The 16,844-nt window shown below is 31.7% G+C and carries 18 protein-coding genes; 15 read left to right on the forward strand and 3 right to left on the reverse strand.

Annotation, left to right across the window (positions count from 1 at the left end; genetic code table 11):
• Positions 1-159: 159 nt before the first annotated feature.
• The 12 genes from pdhA (at position 160) to LQ668_RS09515 (ending at position 11,505) form a co-directional block, all read left to right on the forward strand.
• Positions 160-1,272, forward strand: coding sequence for a pyruvate dehydrogenase (acetyl-transferring) E1 component subunit alpha (gene pdhA, locus LQ668_RS09460; RefSeq protein WP_078356794.1), 1,113 nt, complete (start codon positions 160-162; stop codon positions 1,270-1,272).
• 3 nt (positions 1,273-1,275) lie between these two features.
• Complete coding sequence (locus LQ668_RS09465; RefSeq protein WP_078356795.1) at positions 1,276-2,253, forward strand: alpha-ketoacid dehydrogenase subunit beta; 978 nt, start codon at positions 1,276-1,278, stop codon at positions 2,251-2,253.
• A gap of 42 nt (positions 2,254-2,295) precedes the next feature.
• Positions 2,296-3,582, forward strand: a complete 1,287-nt coding sequence (locus tag LQ668_RS09470) for a dihydrolipoamide acetyltransferase family protein (protein ID WP_107509335.1) — start codon at positions 2,296-2,298, stop codon at positions 3,580-3,582.
• Positions 3,583-3,584: 2 nt separating this feature from the next.
• A complete protein-coding gene (gene lpdA, locus LQ668_RS09475) occupies positions 3,585-4,991 on the forward strand; it encodes a dihydrolipoyl dehydrogenase (protein WP_078356797.1) in 1,407 nt (468 codons plus the stop codon).
• A 65-nt stretch (positions 4,992-5,056) separates the two neighbouring features.
• Complete coding sequence (locus LQ668_RS09480) at positions 5,057-5,329, forward strand: UPF0223 family protein (protein ID WP_078356798.1); 273 nt, start codon at positions 5,057-5,059, stop codon at positions 5,327-5,329.
• A 115-nt stretch (positions 5,330-5,444) separates the two neighbouring features.
• On the forward strand, positions 5,445-5,987 hold the full coding sequence (locus LQ668_RS09485; RefSeq protein WP_078356799.1) for a helix-turn-helix domain-containing protein: 543 nt from the start codon (positions 5,445-5,447) through the stop codon (positions 5,985-5,987).
• 10 nt (positions 5,988-5,997) lie between these two features.
• Positions 5,998-7,095 (forward strand): ABC transporter ATP-binding protein, encoded by a 1,098-nt coding sequence (locus LQ668_RS09490; protein WP_239700574.1) that lies wholly within the window; start codon positions 5,998-6,000, stop codon positions 7,093-7,095.
• Positions 7,088-7,891 carry an ABC transporter permease gene (locus LQ668_RS09495; RefSeq protein ID WP_078356801.1) on the forward strand — a complete coding sequence of 268 codons (804 nt, stop codon included), beginning with the start codon at positions 7,088-7,090 and terminating at the stop codon, positions 7,889-7,891. Before LQ668_RS09490 ends, LQ668_RS09495 begins: the two co-directional genes overlap by 8 nt.
• A 1-nt stretch (position 7,892) precedes the next feature.
• The gene (locus LQ668_RS09500; protein ID WP_078356802.1) at positions 7,893-8,705 is read left to right on the forward strand and encodes an ABC transporter permease; all 813 of its coding nucleotides are present in this window, start codon (positions 7,893-7,895) and stop codon (positions 8,703-8,705) included.
• Positions 8,702-9,775 (forward strand): ABC transporter substrate-binding protein, encoded by a 1,074-nt coding sequence (locus tag LQ668_RS09505; RefSeq protein WP_078356803.1) that lies wholly within the window; start codon positions 8,702-8,704, stop codon positions 9,773-9,775. Before LQ668_RS09500 ends, LQ668_RS09505 begins: the two co-directional genes overlap by 4 nt.
• A 77-nt stretch (positions 9,776-9,852) precedes the next feature.
• A complete protein-coding gene (locus tag LQ668_RS09510) occupies positions 9,853-10,869 on the forward strand; it encodes a DUF4064 domain-containing protein (RefSeq protein ID WP_208143998.1) in 1,017 nt (338 codons plus the stop codon).
• A gap of 60 nt (positions 10,870-10,929) precedes the next feature.
• The gene (locus LQ668_RS09515) at positions 10,930-11,505 is read left to right on the forward strand and encodes a DUF4064 domain-containing protein (protein WP_078356805.1); all 576 of its coding nucleotides are present in this window, start codon (positions 10,930-10,932) and stop codon (positions 11,503-11,505) included.
• 150 nt (positions 11,506-11,655) lie between these two features.
• On the opposite strand, the gene LQ668_RS09520 is transcribed toward LQ668_RS09515, so the two are convergent.
• Positions 11,656-12,267: a YktB family protein gene (locus LQ668_RS09520; protein ID WP_115337599.1), complete on the reverse strand. Its 612-nt coding sequence runs from the start codon at positions 12,265-12,267 to the stop codon at positions 11,656-11,658.
• A 103-nt stretch (positions 12,268-12,370) separates the two neighbouring features.
• Here LQ668_RS09520 and LQ668_RS09525 point away from each other — a divergent pair, with 103 nt between their 5' ends.
• Entirely contained in the window at positions 12,371-13,195 is an 825-nt protein-coding gene (locus LQ668_RS09525; RefSeq protein ID WP_078356807.1) for an inositol monophosphatase family protein, read from the forward strand.
• 864 nt (positions 13,196-14,059) lie between these two features.
• On the opposite strand, the gene LQ668_RS09530 is transcribed toward LQ668_RS09525, so the two are convergent.
• Complete coding sequence (locus LQ668_RS09530) at positions 14,060-14,245, reverse strand: DUF5325 family protein (RefSeq protein ID WP_016911319.1); 186 nt, start codon at positions 14,243-14,245, stop codon at positions 14,060-14,062.
• A 221-nt stretch (positions 14,246-14,466) separates the two neighbouring features.
• On the opposite strand from LQ668_RS09530, the gene typA reads away from it, so the two are divergent.
• Positions 14,467-16,314, forward strand: a complete 1,848-nt coding sequence (typA, locus tag LQ668_RS09535) for a translational GTPase TypA (protein ID WP_078356809.1) — start codon at positions 14,467-14,469, stop codon at positions 16,312-16,314.
• A 5-nt stretch (positions 16,315-16,319) separates the two neighbouring features.
• Positions 16,320-16,658, forward strand: coding sequence for a YlaH-like family protein (locus LQ668_RS09540; protein ID WP_078356810.1), 339 nt, complete (start codon positions 16,320-16,322; stop codon positions 16,656-16,658).
• A 37-nt stretch (positions 16,659-16,695) separates the two neighbouring features.
• Here LQ668_RS09540 and LQ668_RS09545 read toward each other — a convergent pair whose 3' ends face one another.
• The gene (locus LQ668_RS09545; RefSeq protein WP_078356889.1) at positions 16,696-16,839 is read right to left on the reverse strand and encodes a DUF2197 domain-containing protein; all 144 of its coding nucleotides are present in this window, start codon (positions 16,837-16,839) and stop codon (positions 16,696-16,698) included.
• Between the last annotated feature and the right edge of the window lie 5 nt (positions 16,840-16,844).

A 16,844-nucleotide genomic window follows, 5' to 3' on the forward strand; every position in this document is an offset into this window, starting at 1 on the left:
TATTAGTACAGACTTAATTATGTTGTAATACAGTTTATAAAAAGCCTTTTGTACAAGGCTTTTTATAATGTTAGTATTTTTTATTTAACAGTAAAACAGATTTATGTTAAACTGAATTAGAAATGAATATCTAATATAGGGAAAGGTATGGTGAATTGAATGGCTCCGAGAAAAAAAGCCCAATTCGATGCAGTATCGACTTTAAATGAAATAGAGTCTAATTTTGAAATGATTCAAGTGTTAGATGAAGAAGGAAATGTCGTAAATAATGATTTATTACCAGACTTGTCTGACGAAGAACTTGTTGAATTAATGGAAAGAATGGTTTGGACACGTGTTCTAGATCAACGTTCTATTTCATTAAATAGACAAGGTCGTTTAGGTTTCTATGCACCAACAGCTGGTCAAGAAGCTTCACAATTAGCTTCACATTATGCGTTAGAAAAAGAAGATTATGTACTTCCAGGTTATCGTGATGTTCCACAATTAATTTGGCATGGTTTACCATTAACTAAAGCGTTCTTATTCTCACGTGGACACTTTATTGGTAACCAATTCCCAGAAGGCGTAAATGCATTAAGTCCACAAATTATTATTGGTGCACAGTTTATCCAAACTGCTGGTGTAGCACTTGGTATTAAAAAACGTGGTAAGAAAAATGTTGCAATTACTTACACTGGTGACGGTGGTTCTTCACAAGGTGATTTCTATGAAGGTATTAACTTTGCATCTGCTTATAAAGCACCTGCAATCTTCGTAATTCAAAATAACAACTATGCGATTTCAACACCTCGTGACAAACAAACTGCAGCTAAAACATTAGCTCAAAAATCAGTAGCAGTTGGTATTCCAGGTGTATTAGTTGACGGTATGGATGCATTAGCTGTATATGCTGTAACTAAACAAGCTCGTGATCGTGCTGTTAATGGTGATGGCCCATCTCTAATTGAAACATTAACTTACCGTTATGGTCCTCATACAATGGCTGGTGACGACCCAACTCGTTATAGAACTTCAGATGAAGATTCAGATTGGGAAAAGAAAGACCCATTAGTTCGTTTCAGAAAATATCTTGAAGCTAAAAACTTATGGTCTGAAGAAAAAGAAAACGAAGTTATGGAAAAAGCAAAAGAAGAAATTAAAACAGCAATTAAAGAGGCAGACAATACTCCTAAACAAAAAGTTACAGACTTAATGGAAAATATGTATGAAGAAATGCCTCATAACTTAGCTGAACAATATGAAATTTACAAAGAGAAGGAGTCGAAATAAGTCATGGCACAAATGACAATGATTCAAGCGATTAACAATGCGCTTCAAAACGAATTAAAAAGAGACGAAGATGTTTTATTATTCGGTGAAGACGTTGGTGTAAACGGCGGTGTATTCCGTGCAACAGAAGGTTTACAAAAAGAATTCGGTGAAGATCGTGTATTTGATACACCTCTAGCTGAATCAGGTATTGGTGGTCTAGCTTTAGGTTTAACGCTTGAAGGTTACCGTCCTGTCATGGAAATCCAATTCTTTGGTTTCGTATTTGAAGTTATGGACTCAATTGCAGGTCAAATAGCTCGTCATCGTTTCCGTTCAGGTAACTCAAAAACAGCACCAGTAACAATCCGTGCTCCATTCGGTGGTGGTGTACATACACCTGAATTACATGCTGATAACTTAGAAGGCTTAATGGCACAATCTCCAGGTTTGAAAGTTGTTATTCCTTCAAACCCATATGATGCTAAAGGACTTTTAATTTCTGCAATCCGCAGTAATGATCCAGTTGTATATTTAGAACACATGAAGTTATACCGTTCATTCCGTGAAGAAGTACCTGAAGAAGAGTACGAAGTAGAAATCGGTAAAGCTAAAGTTAAACGTGAAGGTACTGACTTAACTATCATCACTTATGGTGCTATGGTTCAAGAATCATTAAAAGCAGCAGAAGACTTAGAAAAAGACGGATACTCAGTTGAAGTAATTGACTTAATCACTGTTCAACCTTTAGATGTTGAAACAATTGTTAAATCAGTTGAAAAAACAAACCGTGTTATTGTTGTACAAGAAGCTCAAAAACAAGCTGGCGTTGGTGCAAGTGTTGTAGCAGAAATATCTGAAAGAGCAGTTCTTTCATTAGAAGCTCCTATTGCACGTGTAGCTGCTGCTGACACTATTTATCCATTCACACAAGCTGAAAGTGTTTGGTTACCAAACAAAAAAGATATCGTAGCGCAAGCTAAAGAAACATTAGAATTTTAATGCGCAGTAAAATACGGATTTAATATTTAGGAGGAAAAAATCGTGTCATTCGAATTTAAATTACCAGATATCGGTGAAGGTATCCACGAAGGTGAAATTGTAAAATGGTTTGTTAAAGCAGGAGACGAAATTCAAGAAGACGATGTATTATGTGAAGTACAAAATGATAAATCAGTCGTTGAAATTCCATCACCTGTTGCAGGTAAAGTAGAAGAAGTTATGGTTGAAGAAGGTACTGTATCTGTTGTTGGTGATACAATTGTTAAAATTGATGCACCAGACGCAGAAGGTTTACAATTTAAAGGTCATGATGAAGATGAAGAAGAAACAAAAGATGAAGCTCCAGCAGAAGAAGCGAAAGAAGAAGCAACTACTGAAACACAATCAGAAGACGTTGATAATTCTAAACGCGTAATTGCTATGCCTTCAGTTCGTAAATTCGCTCGTGATAACGATGTAAACATTAAAGCTGTTTCAGGTTCAGGTAAAAACGGTCGTATTTTAAAAGATGATGTTGAAGCATACTTAAATGGTGGTTCTAAATCAGAACAACCAGCTGCAGAGGCAACTCAAGCATCTAGCGAAGATACACAAGCTGTACAAACTCCACAAGTTCCAGAAGGAGAATATCCTGAAACTCGTGAGAAAATCCCTGCTATGCGTAAAGCAATTGCTAAAGCAATGGTTAATTCTAAACACACTGCGCCTCACGTAACATTAATGGATGAAATTGATGTTCAAGAACTATGGGATCACCGTAAAAAATTCAAAGAAGTTGCTGCTGAGCAAGGTACTAAATTAACATTCTTACCATACGTTGTTAAAGCATTAGTATCAGCACTTAAGAAATATCCAGCATTAAATACTGAATTTGATGAAGAAAATGGTGAAATTGTTCATAAACATTACTATAATGTAGGTATAGCTGCAGATACTGATCGTGGTTTATTAGTACCAGTAGTTAAAAATGCTGATCATAAATCAATGTTCGAGATTTCTGATGAAATCAACGAATTAGCTGTTAAAGCACGTGATGGTAAATTACAAGCTAACGAAATGAAAGGCGCAACTTGTACGATTAGTAATATTGGTTCAGCAGGTGGACAATGGTTCACTCCAGTAATCAACCATCCTGAAGTTGCAATTTTAGGAATTGGTCGTATTGCTCAAAAACCTATCGTTAAAGATGGAGAAATTATAGCAGCACCTGTATTATCATTATCATTAAGTTTCGACCATAGACAAATTGATGGTGCTACTGGACAAAATGCAATGAATCATATTAAGAGATTATTAAATAATCCAGAATTATTATTAATGGAGGGGTAAAAATGGTAGTTGGAGATTTTCCTATTGAAACAGATACTATAGTAATTGGAGCAGGTCCTGGTGGTTATGTTGCAGCAATTCGTGCAGCACAATTAGGACAAAAAGTAACAATCGTCGAAAAAGGCGAATTAGGTGGCGTTTGTTTAAACGTTGGTTGTATTCCATCTAAAGCTTTATTATCAGCATCACACCGTTTCCACAATGCACAACATTCAGAAGATATGGGTGTTGTTGCTGAGAAAGTTGCATTAAATTTTGAAAAAGTTCAAGAATTCAAAAATGGCGTAGTTAAAAAATTAACAGGCGGCGTTGCTGGATTAATGAAAGGAAACAAAATTGAAGTAGCTAAAGGTGAAGCATATTTTGTAGATGAAAATAACTTAAAAGTTATGACTGACAAAGCATCTCAAACTTATACATTTAAACATGCAATTATTGCTACAGGTTCACGTCCAATTGAAATTCCTAATTTCAAATTTGGTAAACGTGTAATTGATTCAACTGGTGCATTAGCACTTCAAGAAGTACCAAAAAAATTAGTAGTAGTTGGTGGCGGATATATTGGTTCTGAACTAGGTACTGCTTATGCTAACTTTGGTTCTGAAGTAACAATCCTTGAAGGTGCAAAAGATATCTTAGGTGGATTTGAGAAACAAATGACTCAAATCGTTAAAAAAGGTCTTAAAGCAAAAGGCGTTGAAATCGTAACTGAAGCAATGGCTAAATCTGCTGAAGAAACTGATAATGGCGTAAAAGTTACTTATGAAGCTGGCGGAGAAACAAAAGAAATCGAAGCTGACTATGTATTAGTTACTGTAGGACGTCGTCCAAATACTGATGAATTAGGTCTAGAAGAATTAGGATTGAAATTATCAGAGCGTGGATTAGTTGAAGTTGATGAACAAAGCCGTTCTTCAATTGAAAATATCTATGCAATTGGTGATATCGTTGCTGGACCTCCACTTGCACATAAAGCAAGTTATGAAGCTAAAGTAGCTGCTGAAGCTATCTCTGGTGAAAAATCTGCTGTTGATTACTTAGCAATCCCTGCAGTTTGTTTCACAGAACCAGAATTAGCAACAGTTGGTCATACAGAAGCTAGCGCTAAAGAAGAAGGTTTAGAAGTGAAAGCTGCTAAATTCCCATTTGCTGCAAATGGTCGTGCTTTAGCTTTAAATGAAACTGCTGGTTTCGTTAAACTTGTAACATTAAAAGAAAATGGATTATTAGTTGGTGCACAAGTAGCTGGTACTGGTGCTTCAGATATAATTGCTGAATTAGGTTTAGCAATTGAGTCAGGAATGACTGCTGAAGACGTATCATTAACTATTCATGCTCACCCAACATTAGGTGAAATTTCTATGGAAGCTGCTGAAGTTGCTCTAGGAACACCTATCCATACAATGTAATCATTGACAATACTAAAGAATCACTGTTCATTCAGTGATTCTTTTTTTGTAAAGGAGAAAAGTAAATGGAATATAGTTATCCAATAGACGTTGATTGGACACAAGAAGAAATGATTCAAGTGATTGAGTTCTACAATCATATTGAAGATGCGTATGAAAGCAGTACAAATAAAGAACAATTTAACCAAGCATATAAAAACTTTAAAAAAATTGTGCCTGGTAAATCAGATGAAAATAATTTTTATAAAGAATTTAAAGAAGTAAGTGGTTATGATGGATATAAAGCAGTAAAAGCATTAAAAGAAAATAATGGACAATCTACGATTTCAGTTAAATAAAAATATTAGAATCCCCCAAAAAAGTGTTGAATAATAAAATAATTTCTGTTATTTTATTAAAGGTACTAAACTTAATGTTTAGTAAAAGTAAACAACACACTTTTTTGGGGGATTTATGAATATTGGAGAAAAACTTAAAAATTTAAGATATCAGAAAAATTTAACTCAAGAAGAATTAGGAGAACGTACAGACTTATCAAAAGGATATATTTCACAGTTGGAAAGGAATTTATCTTCTCCTTCTATGGAAACATTTTTAAATATATTAGATGTATTAGGTATTGAGCCGAGCGAATTTTTTAACGAAAAATTATATCAAGCCCGCATCCATTATCCTAAACAAGAACAAACTGTTTATGATGAGTATGATCTAGGGTACAAAATTAAATGGTTAGTACCAGATTCAAATGAATTTGAAATGGAACCAGTCATTATAACTTTAAAAAGTGGTTCAAAATATAAAACATTTAGTCCATCATCTTCAGAGACATTTGCATATGTAAAAAAAGGATATATAACATTAAAAATTGGAAAGCAAAATTACACTGCAAAAACCGGAGAATGTTTTTATTTTAAAGCTCATGAAGAACATCAGTTTTTAAATGAATCATCGAAAGATGCAGAAGTATTAATCGTTGCTACAGAATCGTATTTATAGGAGGCAATTTATGAAACAACCAATCATAAAGTTCGAAAGTATTTCAAAAAACTTTAATAACATTCAAGTATTAAATGATGTCAGTTTTGAAATTGAAGAAGGAAAATTTTACACATTACTAGGTCCCTCAGGATGTGGTAAAACGACTATTTTGAAATTAATAGCTGGCTTTGAAACAGCATCAAATGGAAATATATTATTTAATAACAAAATTATTAACAAAGTACCAGCAAATAATAGAAAAGTGAATACAGTATTTCAAGATTATGCTTTGTTTCCGCATTTGAACGTATACGATAATGTAGCATTTGGATTAAAAATAAAGAAATTAAATAAAAAAGACATACAAATCAAAGTAAAAGAAGCGTTGAAATTAGTAAAGCTTGAAGGATATGAACAGCGTAAAATTACGGAAATGAGTGGTGGTCAAAAACAAAGAGTAGCTATAGCGAGAGCATTAGCTAATGAACCAGAAATTATTCTCTTAGATGAACCACTCTCAGCATTAGATTTAAAACTGAGAACTGAAATGCAATATGAATTACGAGAATTACAACAAAGATTAGGTATTACATTTATATTTGTTACACACGATCAAGAAGAAGCTTTAGCAATGAGCGATTATATATTTGTAATGAAAGACGGAAAAATTCAACAAAGTGGTACGCCGGTTGATATATATGATGAGCCTGTAAATAAATTTGTTGCTGATTTTATAGGTGAATCAAATATTGTGAGTGGTGTAATGAAACGTGACTATGAAGTTGAGATGTATGGCATTTCTTATGAATGTGTTGATGCTGGATTTAATAATGATGCAAAAGTTGATGTAGTAATACGTCCTGAAGACATTTCGATAAAATCAGAAAGTGAAGGCAGAATTTCGGCAGTTGTAGACTCTCAATTATTTAGAGGTGTCCATTATGAAATATGCTGTTATGATGCGCAAGGAAATGAATGGATCATACAAACGACTAAGAAAGCGACTATTGGTGAAACTGTAGGATTGGATTTTGATTCTGAAGCAATTCATATAATGTTACCAGGGGAAACGGAAGAAGAATTTGATCGTCGAATTGAAAGTTATGAGGATGATGATAATGCATAAGATTAAATCATTATTACTTGTACCTTACATGATTTGGATCGCTTTATTCATTATTGTACCAATAGCTATGATTTTTTATTCATCACTACTTGATATTAATGGACATTTTTCTTTTGAAAATTATAAAAACTTTTTTACAAGTGCATATTTAGAAATGACTTTAAGTTCAGCTTGGTACGCATTTATTATTACGTTTTTTTGCTTAATAATTAGTTATCCTCTAGCACTTGTATTACGAAATGCCAAAGCTAAAGAGATATTACTTTTACTTATTATATTACCTACTTGGATTAATCTATTGTTAAAAACATATGCCTTTATCGGTATTTTAAGTCATGATGGACTATTAAATAAAATATTAAATGTCTTTAATGTACCTACAACTGAATTATTATTTACGAGTACGGCTTTTATTATCGTGTCAGTTTATATATATATTCCATTTATGCTTTTACCAATTTTTAATTCTATGGAAGAAATACCTGAAAATTTATTACAAGCATCTAGAGACTTAGGTGCAAGTCATTTCACAACTTTCAGAAGAGTAGTCGTTCCTTTAACTTTAGAAGGTGTCAAAACAGGTATTCAAATTACATTTATACCTGCCTTATCTTTGTTTATGATTACGAGATTAATTGCGGGTAATAAAGTCGTGAACTTAGGTACAGCAATTCAAGAACAGTTTTTAGTTACTCAAAACTATGGAATGGGTTCAACGATTGCAGTATTTCTAATATTAGCAATGGCATTTATATTGATTGTAACTAAATCTAAATCAGAAAATAAGGAGGTATAGTATGAAAATAACTGGAAAAATATATTTATCAATTATACTCGTATTTTTATACTTACCGATTTTCTTTTTAATTTATTATTCATTTAATGCTGCTGGTAATATGACTAGTTTTAAAGGTTTTACGTTTGATCATTATTTATCTGTTTTTCAAAATAAACGGTTAATTGTTATTATAGTAAATACAATAGCAATTGCATTGTTAGCTGCAAGTATATCAACATTAATTGGTATATGTGGAGCTATTGGAATTTACTATTTAAGAAATAAAAAATTAAAAGTCGGTTTATTAACATTAAATAATATACTTATGGTTAGTTCTGATGTTGTAATCGGTTCTTCATTCTTATTATTATTTACATTTATAGGTCATTTTACAGGAATGGGATTAGGATTTTGGTCAGTTTTAATTTCACATATTGCTTTTTGTGTGCCAATAGTAGTGTTATTAGTGTTACCAAAACTATATGATATGAATACGTCTATGATAGATGCAGCGAGAGATTTAGGTGCAACTTCGTGGCAAACATTAATTAAAGTAATCATACCTCATATATTGCCTGGTGCAATTGGTGGTTTCTTTATGGCGCTCACATATTCTTTAGATGACTTTACAGTAAGTTTCTTTGTTACTGGTAGTGGATTTAGTGTCTTATCAGTAGAAGTTTATTCTATGGCTAGAAAAGGAATTACGATGGAAATCAATGCAATTTCTACTTTACTATTTGGATTAGTGATGATACTTATTTTAGGTTACTATTTCATAAAAAGAGGTCAACAAAGAAGAATTGAAAAAAGAGGGGGCATATTAAGATGAAACAATTAATGCAATTAGTAGGTATTTCATTAATCGTTGGAGCTTTATTAATGTTATCAACTAAATTAATTGATCCGCCACCTTCTAAAGGTAAAAAAGATGTTATATATGTTTACAATTGGGGTGAATATATAGACCCTGAACTTACTAAAAAGTTTGAAAAAGAAACTGGTATAAAGGTCGTATATGAAACGTTTGACTCAAATGAAGCAATGATGGCCAAAATTAAAAACGGCGGTACGTCATATGACATTGCAGTTCCAAGTGAATATACAGTAGAAAAAATGAAAAAAGAAAAGTTATTAATTCCAATTGATCAAAAGAAATTACCAAATATGAAAAATTTAGATAAAGAATTTATGAATATGCCTTTTGATCGAGGAAATCAATATTCAATTCCATACTTTTGGGGAACAGTTGGTATATTGTATAATCCTGAAAAAACAAAAGGAATGAATTTCAATTCATGGAATAGTCTTTGGGATAAGCGACTGAAAGATGATGTATTAATTGTTGATGGATCTCGTGAAGGAATTGGATTTTCTTTAAATAGTATGCATGAAAGCTTAAATGAAACAAATGAACAAAAACTTAAAAAAGCTCAAGACAAATTAATTAAATTATCACCAAATGTAAGAGGGGTTGTTGGTGATGAAATTAATACAATGATGGTTCAGAATGAATCTGACGTTGCTGTGGTTTGGAGTGGTATGGCTGCAGATATAATGTCAGAAAATGATCAATTAGACTTCGTAGTACCAAAAGAAGGTTCAAATTTATGGTTTGATAATCTCGTAATACCAAAAACAGCACAAAATGTTGAAGGTGCACATAAATTTATTAATTTCTTATTAGAAGAAGAAAATGGTAAACAAAATGCAGAGTGGGTAGGATATGCTACACCAAATAAAGCTTCATATAATCTATTAGATAAAAATGTTAGAGAAGATGAACGATTTTATCCAGATTCAACAGTTAGAAGTAAACTTGAAGTATATGAAGATTTAGGTAAAGAAAACATTTCAAATTATAATGAAGCATTTTTAAAATTTAAGATGTCATTAAATTAATATTTAAAAGGGTCTTTGTGAGAAACGAAGCCCTTTTTTTGGTATAATTGAAACCAATTCATTATTAGGAGGTAAATATGATGAATTCATATGTAGAACATGTGAGGCAGCCAGTTAGCAGAGGCGTAGAAAAATTTTTAGGCTGGCTTTCTTGGATAATTTTATTAGGTGTTACAGCATTGTCTTTATTTGCAGCACTTGTAGTATTAAATAATCCTAACAATTTAAATAGACTGGAATCGTTAATTAATCGTTTAAATATTAATATCACTGCTAATGGACAGTTATTGTCTGCTAGTGACGTTGCACTAAATATTCAAAATGGAATATGGCTATTTATTATTTATTTGATAATTGTTTTAATCTTTTCATTTATAGGATTAGTGATGATGAGATGGAGAGTATTTGCAGCTATTGTATTTTTACTTTTAGCAATAATTACAATTCCATTATTTATTGTTTTAGTGCCACTCTTTTTCTTTATAGTGAGTATTTTATTATTTGTAAGAAAAGATAAAATATTGCCTATACAAGGTATGGAACAACAACAATCTTTTCAAGATAATCAAGGTAGGGTAAATAATCAGCCTAGACAATCAGAGTCTAGACAATCTCAACCAATGGAATCAAATTATCAACAAAAAAATGAGCAAAACAACGAAAAAGCATTTATTGCAAATCAACCAAATACAAAAGAAGAAGAGCATGTAGAATCACAACAACACGAAGTTCATAGTGAAACTACAAATAATGAAGAAGTTTTATCTCGAAGTAAAAAACATCAAAAACATCAAAAACAAAATGAACAAATGAATGAATTTAATAATGAGCAAGTTGAATTTGACCAAAATGAAGTGAATAATCAAGAAGATTTAGGTCAAAGAAACCAAGATCCTTATAATTATGAAACGACTCAATCAGATGAGTATCAAGTTCAACCTGGTAGACAAAAGAAAGAAAAGAAAGTTAAAAAAGAAAAGCCAAATGCAACATTTGAAAGAAGAAATAATTACGAAAAAAGAATGCAACAACAGAAAAATTATTTTGAAGAAAAAAATAATTCTGAGCAAGATGTTGAGAAAAAAGATAAATAAGGTTGAAAAATAAACTATAGATTGAGATAATTAGAATTGACAAAAATTAGGAGGATTTAAATGAAAAGAACGATTGAATATACATTATTAATTATTGGTGCAGTGTTTTCATTAATTGGAATTGTATTTGCATTTGTAATTAAATTTGTTTCAAAAACACCAGAATTTAAATCAGAATTTAAAACTTCTTTTAATGAAGAGATACAAGGAACGCAGGATATACCTAGTTCTCTATCTGCAGATCAAGTGTTGAATTCATTTGCTGGATTTACAAATTATGCACTTGTAATACTTGTAATCAGCATCTTATTAACAATAGTTGCTATTATATTTGTTAAAAAGCAAAGAATTTTATCAGGGGTATTAGCAATAGTAGCAGGTTTAGTATCAATATTGATTATGAACTTTATATCATTCTTACTATTAATTGTTGCGGGAATCATGTTATTGGTTAGAAAGAACAAAACAAACAATCAATTCGAAGATGTTAACTTTCAAAACGATTTAAACAATAATCAAAATAACTTTGAATCAAACGACAATAATCGAAATAACTTTGAATCAAATGAAAAACAAGTAAACAATTTAGATGAGACTGATAAAAAGAAAAAAGACGACGATCCATATATTTATTAATTTAACTAGAGTATGAAATATCATTTATACCCACTATAAAACTCTCTCAATCCGATTTATTTATGGATTGAGAGAGTTTTATATTTTTAAATATCAGAAATAAAAGTTGCCTAGTAAAATTTGTTTAATTATATTCGAATTAGGCAATGACTAACTATAGAATTTGATCAATTCATCAAATGTTTCATCTAAATATTCAGTAAAGGATTTATCTGTTTTTAACACTTCTGATTTTGGATCTAAAGTTCTAGCTATGAAAAACTCAGCCTTTTTAATATCTTTCAGCCTTTTAATATGATGTTTTAAGTCAGCTTTTGATAATGAGTCAATTGGCGACTTATCAATATTATAATGATCAAAGCATAATGAATAGTCACTTGGAAGTTCTTCTAATAGGTGTATATTTTTATTTAAGAAATCAGCCATATTTCCTTTATTTTTATTTTCATGCATAACGCCAAACATAATAAATAATTGAGATTCAAATAATCCTATTTGAAAATGGGGTAACATTTTATAACCGCGTTGATTAGTAGCGAATGCTACCCATGTATCTTTCGGTGGGTTTACTGTTCTACGAGCGTGTTTTGCTACATGATAATAAAAAGTATCTCCAGTATTGTTTGTTAAATAATTTGTGTATTTTTCACCTAAAGCGTTCAATTGTGGTCTTACATGTTCATCTAGTGCTTGCATTCTATTTTCTAAACCGTCAACACTAAAGACTTTAAAATCTTTTTGTTTAAAAGTATACTTAGTCATAGTTGTCCTCCTTAAATCTATGGTACATATGTATATTTTATCATAATTTTTTTGAATATATAAAGAACAATGCTAATATAAAAATAACATAGGAGGTTTTGTCATGGAAATATACAAGTTCGCATATCAAATTATTAATGACGCAGGCAAAGTTATTAGAGAATCAATAGATGAAGAAATTCAAATTGAAACTAAATCCAATCCAAATGATTTAGTAACAAATATAGATAAAGAAACAGAAGATAGATTATTTAATAATATTATGTCTGCATACCCAAATCATAGAATTTTAGGTGAAGAGGGACATGGCAAAGATATTAAAGATACTGATGGCGTATTATGGATAGTTGATCCAATTGATGGGACATTGAATTTTGTTCACCAACAAGAGAATTTTGCAATATCTATTGGTATATATATCGATGGAGAGAAATATGCAGGATTTGTATATGATGTAATGAATGATAAGATGTATCATGCTTTAGCTGGTAAAGGGGCATGGCTAAATGATGAACAACTAAAACCACTAGAAGATACTGAATTGAAAACGAGTTTGATATCAACAAATCCACTTTGGTTAACAAAAGAAAAACTTTCTGATATTTATGTGCCTATAGTAGACGATGCTAGAAGTACTAGAGCATATGGATCAGCAGCATTAGATTTTGCGAATGTAGCTAAAGGTATTACGAGTGCATATTTGACAATGAGATTACAACCATGGGACTTTGCAGGTGGATTAATAATCGCTGAAGAAGTAGGCGCTGTTGTCACGAATCAATTAGGAGAAAAGTTAAACATATTAGAAGCAAATTCTATATTAGTAGGTAATAAGTCTATACATCACGAATTATTCAATGAATACTTTTTACCACATAAAGCACTATTAGAACAAATTCATAATGATAGATTTAGAGGTAAATCATAGAGTTTAAAAAATAATTTATCTAAATCACAAATTGAAATAAAGCTTGGACATAAACGTCCTAGAAATTTAATAAGAGCAGAAATTCATTAGTAAGCCTGAATTTCTGCACTTATTTTTTGTATAAAATATTTTGGGATGTCGTAGATTAACTAGTGACTTAATCTACAACTTGGTTGAACTCTTCGATTAACTTACGACTTAATCTACAACTTGGCCGAACTCTTCGATTAACTAGTGACTTAATCTACAACTTGGTTGAACTCTTCGATTAACTAGTGACTTAATCTACAACTTGGTTGAACTCTTCGATTAACTTACGACTTAATCTAAGACTTGGCAGAACTCTTCGATTAACTAATGGATTAATCTACAACTTATCTCATTTTTCTATAAAAATAGCTATTAGCAACGATTTTGTGAAGTGCTGACGCCTGAGGGAATAGTATGTGTGAGAGACTACAGGCTCGAGCCATACCCCTAGGCAAGCATGCACGAACAAAATCGTAAGATTTTATAAAAATAGATATTGGTAACGATTTTGTGAAGTGCTGACGCCTGAGGGAATAGTATGTGTGAGAGACTACAGGCTCGAGCCATACCCCTAGGCAAGTATGCACGAACAAAATCGTAAGATTTTATAAAAATAGATATTGGTAACGATTTTGTAAAGTGCGGACGCCTGAGGGAATAGTATGTGTGAGAGACTACGGGCTCGAACCATACCCCTAAGCAAGCATGCACGTACAAAATCGTAAGATAAAAAAACAAGCATATCACTGTAAAACTGAAAAGTTCAGTTAAGTGATATGCTTATTTATTTTGAGTTAGGGTTTATGTCCCAAGCACATATTATGTCGTTTATGATTATAGCCAGCCGTTTTCACGGTATTTCTTTTTAAGTGTAAAACCAAATCCCATTGTTGCGACGATTAGCAAAACTGCTAATAGCATAAACAAAATAGAACCTTCAGCTAATGCAAAGCTAAACACTAAAAGGAAAAATGTTACAATTAAAGCAAGTAGTACAAAGATTGCTTTAGATTTTTTCATTTATATCCATCCTTTAACCGTTTTCATTACTTTATTATGCGTCACATGTTTATAAAAATCAACCGGTTGTTATCAAACTACTTAATTAAAAAAATGGGAATTTGAGTAAATATGTTCAATAATAGTTATTTTTCTAGCGTTTTATGTTATAATTATCAAGTTATAAATATAAGTCGAATAAAAAGTCGATTAATTTTAAATCGGAGAGGAAAATTTTTTGCATGACTAATTTAAGAGAGAATGTACGTAACATTGCAATTATTGCCCACGTTGACCACGGAAAAACAACACTAGTTGATGAATTATTAAAACAATCAGGTATTTTTCGTGAAAATGAACATATAGCAGAACGTGCGATGGATTCAAATGATATAGAAAAAGAACGAGGAATTACAATTTTAGCAAAGAATACGGCGATAGATTATAAAGAACACCGTATTAACATATTAGATACACCTGGACATGCTGACTTCGGAGGAGAAGTTGAGCGTATTATGAAAATGGTTGATGGTGTCGTTTTAGTTGTAGATGCATACGAAGGAACAATGCCACAAACACGTTTTGTACTTAAAAAAGCACTAGAACAAAATTTAAAACCAGTAGTAGTAGTGAACAAAATAGACAAACCTTCTGCTAGAGCAGAACAAGTTGTAGATGAAGTATTAGATTTATTTATCGAATTAGATGCTAATGACGAACAACTTGAATTCCCAGTTGTATATGCTTCTGCATTAAGTGGTACAGCAAGTTTAGATGCTGACAAACAAGATGAAAACATGCAATGTCTATATGAAACAATTTTAGATTACGTTCCTGCACCTATTGATAATAGAGATGAACCGTTACAATTCCAAGTTGCATTATTAGATTATAATGACTATGTTGGACGTATCGGAGTTGGACGTGTATTTAGAGGTACAATAAAAGTTGGACAACAAGTTTCACTAGTTAAAATTGATGGTACTGTTAAAAACTTCAGAGTATCTAAAATATTTGGTTTCTTTGGTTTAAACCGTGTTGAAATTGATGAAGCATACGCTGGCGACTTAATCGCAGTAAGTGGTATGGAAGATATCAACGTTGGTGAAACAGTTACACCTCATGATAATGTTGAAGCATTACCTGTTCTACGTATTGATGAACCAACATTAGAAATGACTTTCTCAGTAAATAATTCACCATTTGCTGGTAAAGAGGGTACTTTTGTTACTGCTCGTAAAATCGAAGAAAGATTAGAAACTCAATTAGAAACAGACGTATCTTTACGTGTAACACCAACTGAATCACCTGATTCATGGGTAGTTGCTGGACGTGGGGAATTACATTTATCTATTTTAATTGAAAATATGAGACGTGAAGGTTTTGAATTGCAAGTTTCTAAACCTCAAGTTATTGTTAAAGACGTTGATGGTGTTAAATCAGAGCCATACGAACGTGTTCAAATTGACGTACCAGATGAATATACTGGTGCAATTATTGAATCATTAGGTTCTCGTAAAGGTGAAATGTTAGATATGCAATCTAACGAAAATGGTCAAACTAAATTAATCTTTATGGTACCAGCTCGTGGATTAATTGGTTACTCAACTGAATTCATGTCAATGACTCGTGGTTATGGAATTATTAACCATACATTCGATTCATATCGTCCAAGAATTAAAGGACGTATTGGCGGAAGAAGAAATGGTGTTCTTGTTTCTATCGATAAAGGTGTAGCAAGTACTTATGCTATCATGAACTTAGAAGATAGAGGCGTAAACTTCATGGAACCTGGAACAGAAGTATATGAAGGAATGATCGTTGGGGAAAACACTCGTGAAAATGACCTAACTGTAAACATTACAAAAGTTAAAGCAGCTAACAATATTCGTTCAGCTACAAAAGAACAAACAACTACTATGAAAAAACCAAGAATTTTAACACTTGAAGAAGCATTAGAATACTTGAATGATGATGAATTAGTAGAAGTAACACCAGAATCTATTCGTTTAAGAAAAAAAATCTTAGATAAATCAGAAAGAGAAAGAGCTCAGAAGAGACAAAAAATGGCTGAACAAGAAGAGGAGTGATATAGATGCTCTTAGTTGCTAAAAATGTAAGTGTTAATCCAACAGACAGGCTTTCATTTTTTGGTAAGTTATTTAGAGTAGATGAGAACCCAGAGCTTGGTATGTGGCTTTTATTATTAACAATATTCGTATTAAGTGCGATAGTTTATAATTTAGGGTTTGCAAGAAAACTTAAGTTTTGGCAAAACATTATTATCTATATATTACTGTTTTTAGGTTGTTTATTATTAACATTTCTTGCAGTATTTTTACCTGTAGGAGAAAGTTTAATAATAGCAGCAATTGTTTTAGGTCTTTATCGCTACAGACTTCATAAAGAAAGACGTAGCCAAAAACAACAATAAAAAAAGGTAGCTCATTGTGAGCTGCCTTTTTTTATTTCTAAGATTTTGGTTTATCTAATTTACTTTTACAGTCATCACACATAAATGTACGAATAGGGTGATTTCTTAGTCGTTTTGCTTCTTTAGATTTAGAATCTAAATTAACGATAGAATCACAGATTATACATTTAGCTTTCATAATCATGG

The organism is Mammaliicoccus sp. K-M42 (assembly GCF_022386375.1).
Lineage (GTDB): Bacteria > Bacillota > Bacilli > Staphylococcales > Staphylococcaceae > Mammaliicoccus > Mammaliicoccus fleurettii.

Coding starts and splice junctions, on each gene's coding strand:
- pdhA (WP_078356794.1), top strand. CDS start 160: ATGGCTCCGAGAAAAAAAGCCCAATTCGATGCAGTATCGACTTTAAAT.
- LQ668_RS09465 (WP_078356795.1), top strand. CDS start 1,276: ATGGCACAAATGACAATGATTCAAGCGATTAACAATGCGCTTCAAAAC.
- lpdA (WP_078356797.1), top strand. CDS start 3,585: ATGGTAGTTGGAGATTTTCCTATTGAAACAGATACTATAGTAATTGGA.
- LQ668_RS09480 (WP_078356798.1), top strand. CDS start 5,057: ATGGAATATAGTTATCCAATAGACGTTGATTGGACACAAGAAGAAATG.
- LQ668_RS09485 (WP_078356799.1), top strand. CDS start 5,445: ATGAATATTGGAGAAAAACTTAAAAATTTAAGATATCAGAAAAATTTA.
- LQ668_RS09490 (WP_239700574.1), top strand. CDS start 5,998: ATGAAACAACCAATCATAAAGTTCGAAAGTATTTCAAAAAACTTTAAT.
- LQ668_RS09495 (WP_078356801.1), top strand. CDS start 7,088: ATGCATAAGATTAAATCATTATTACTTGTACCTTACATGATTTGGATC.
- LQ668_RS09500 (WP_078356802.1), top strand. CDS start 7,893: ATGAAAATAACTGGAAAAATATATTTATCAATTATACTCGTATTTTTA.
- LQ668_RS09505 (WP_078356803.1), top strand. CDS start 8,702: ATGAAACAATTAATGCAATTAGTAGGTATTTCATTAATCGTTGGAGCT.
- LQ668_RS09510 (WP_208143998.1), top strand. CDS start 9,853: ATGATGAATTCATATGTAGAACATGTGAGGCAGCCAGTTAGCAGAGGC.
- LQ668_RS09515 (WP_078356805.1), top strand. CDS start 10,930: ATGAAAAGAACGATTGAATATACATTATTAATTATTGGTGCAGTGTTT.
- LQ668_RS09520 (WP_115337599.1), bottom strand. CDS start 12,267: ATGACTAAGTATACTTTTAAACAAAAAGATTTTAAAGTCTTTAGTGTT.
- LQ668_RS09525 (WP_078356807.1), top strand. CDS start 12,371: ATGGAAATATACAAGTTCGCATATCAAATTATTAATGACGCAGGCAAA.
- LQ668_RS09530 (WP_016911319.1), bottom strand. CDS start 14,245: ATGAAAAAATCTAAAGCAATCTTTGTACTACTTGCTTTAATTGTAACA.
- typA (WP_078356809.1), top strand. CDS start 14,467: ATGACTAATTTAAGAGAGAATGTACGTAACATTGCAATTATTGCCCAC.
- LQ668_RS09540 (WP_078356810.1), top strand. CDS start 16,320: ATGCTCTTAGTTGCTAAAAATGTAAGTGTTAATCCAACAGACAGGCTT.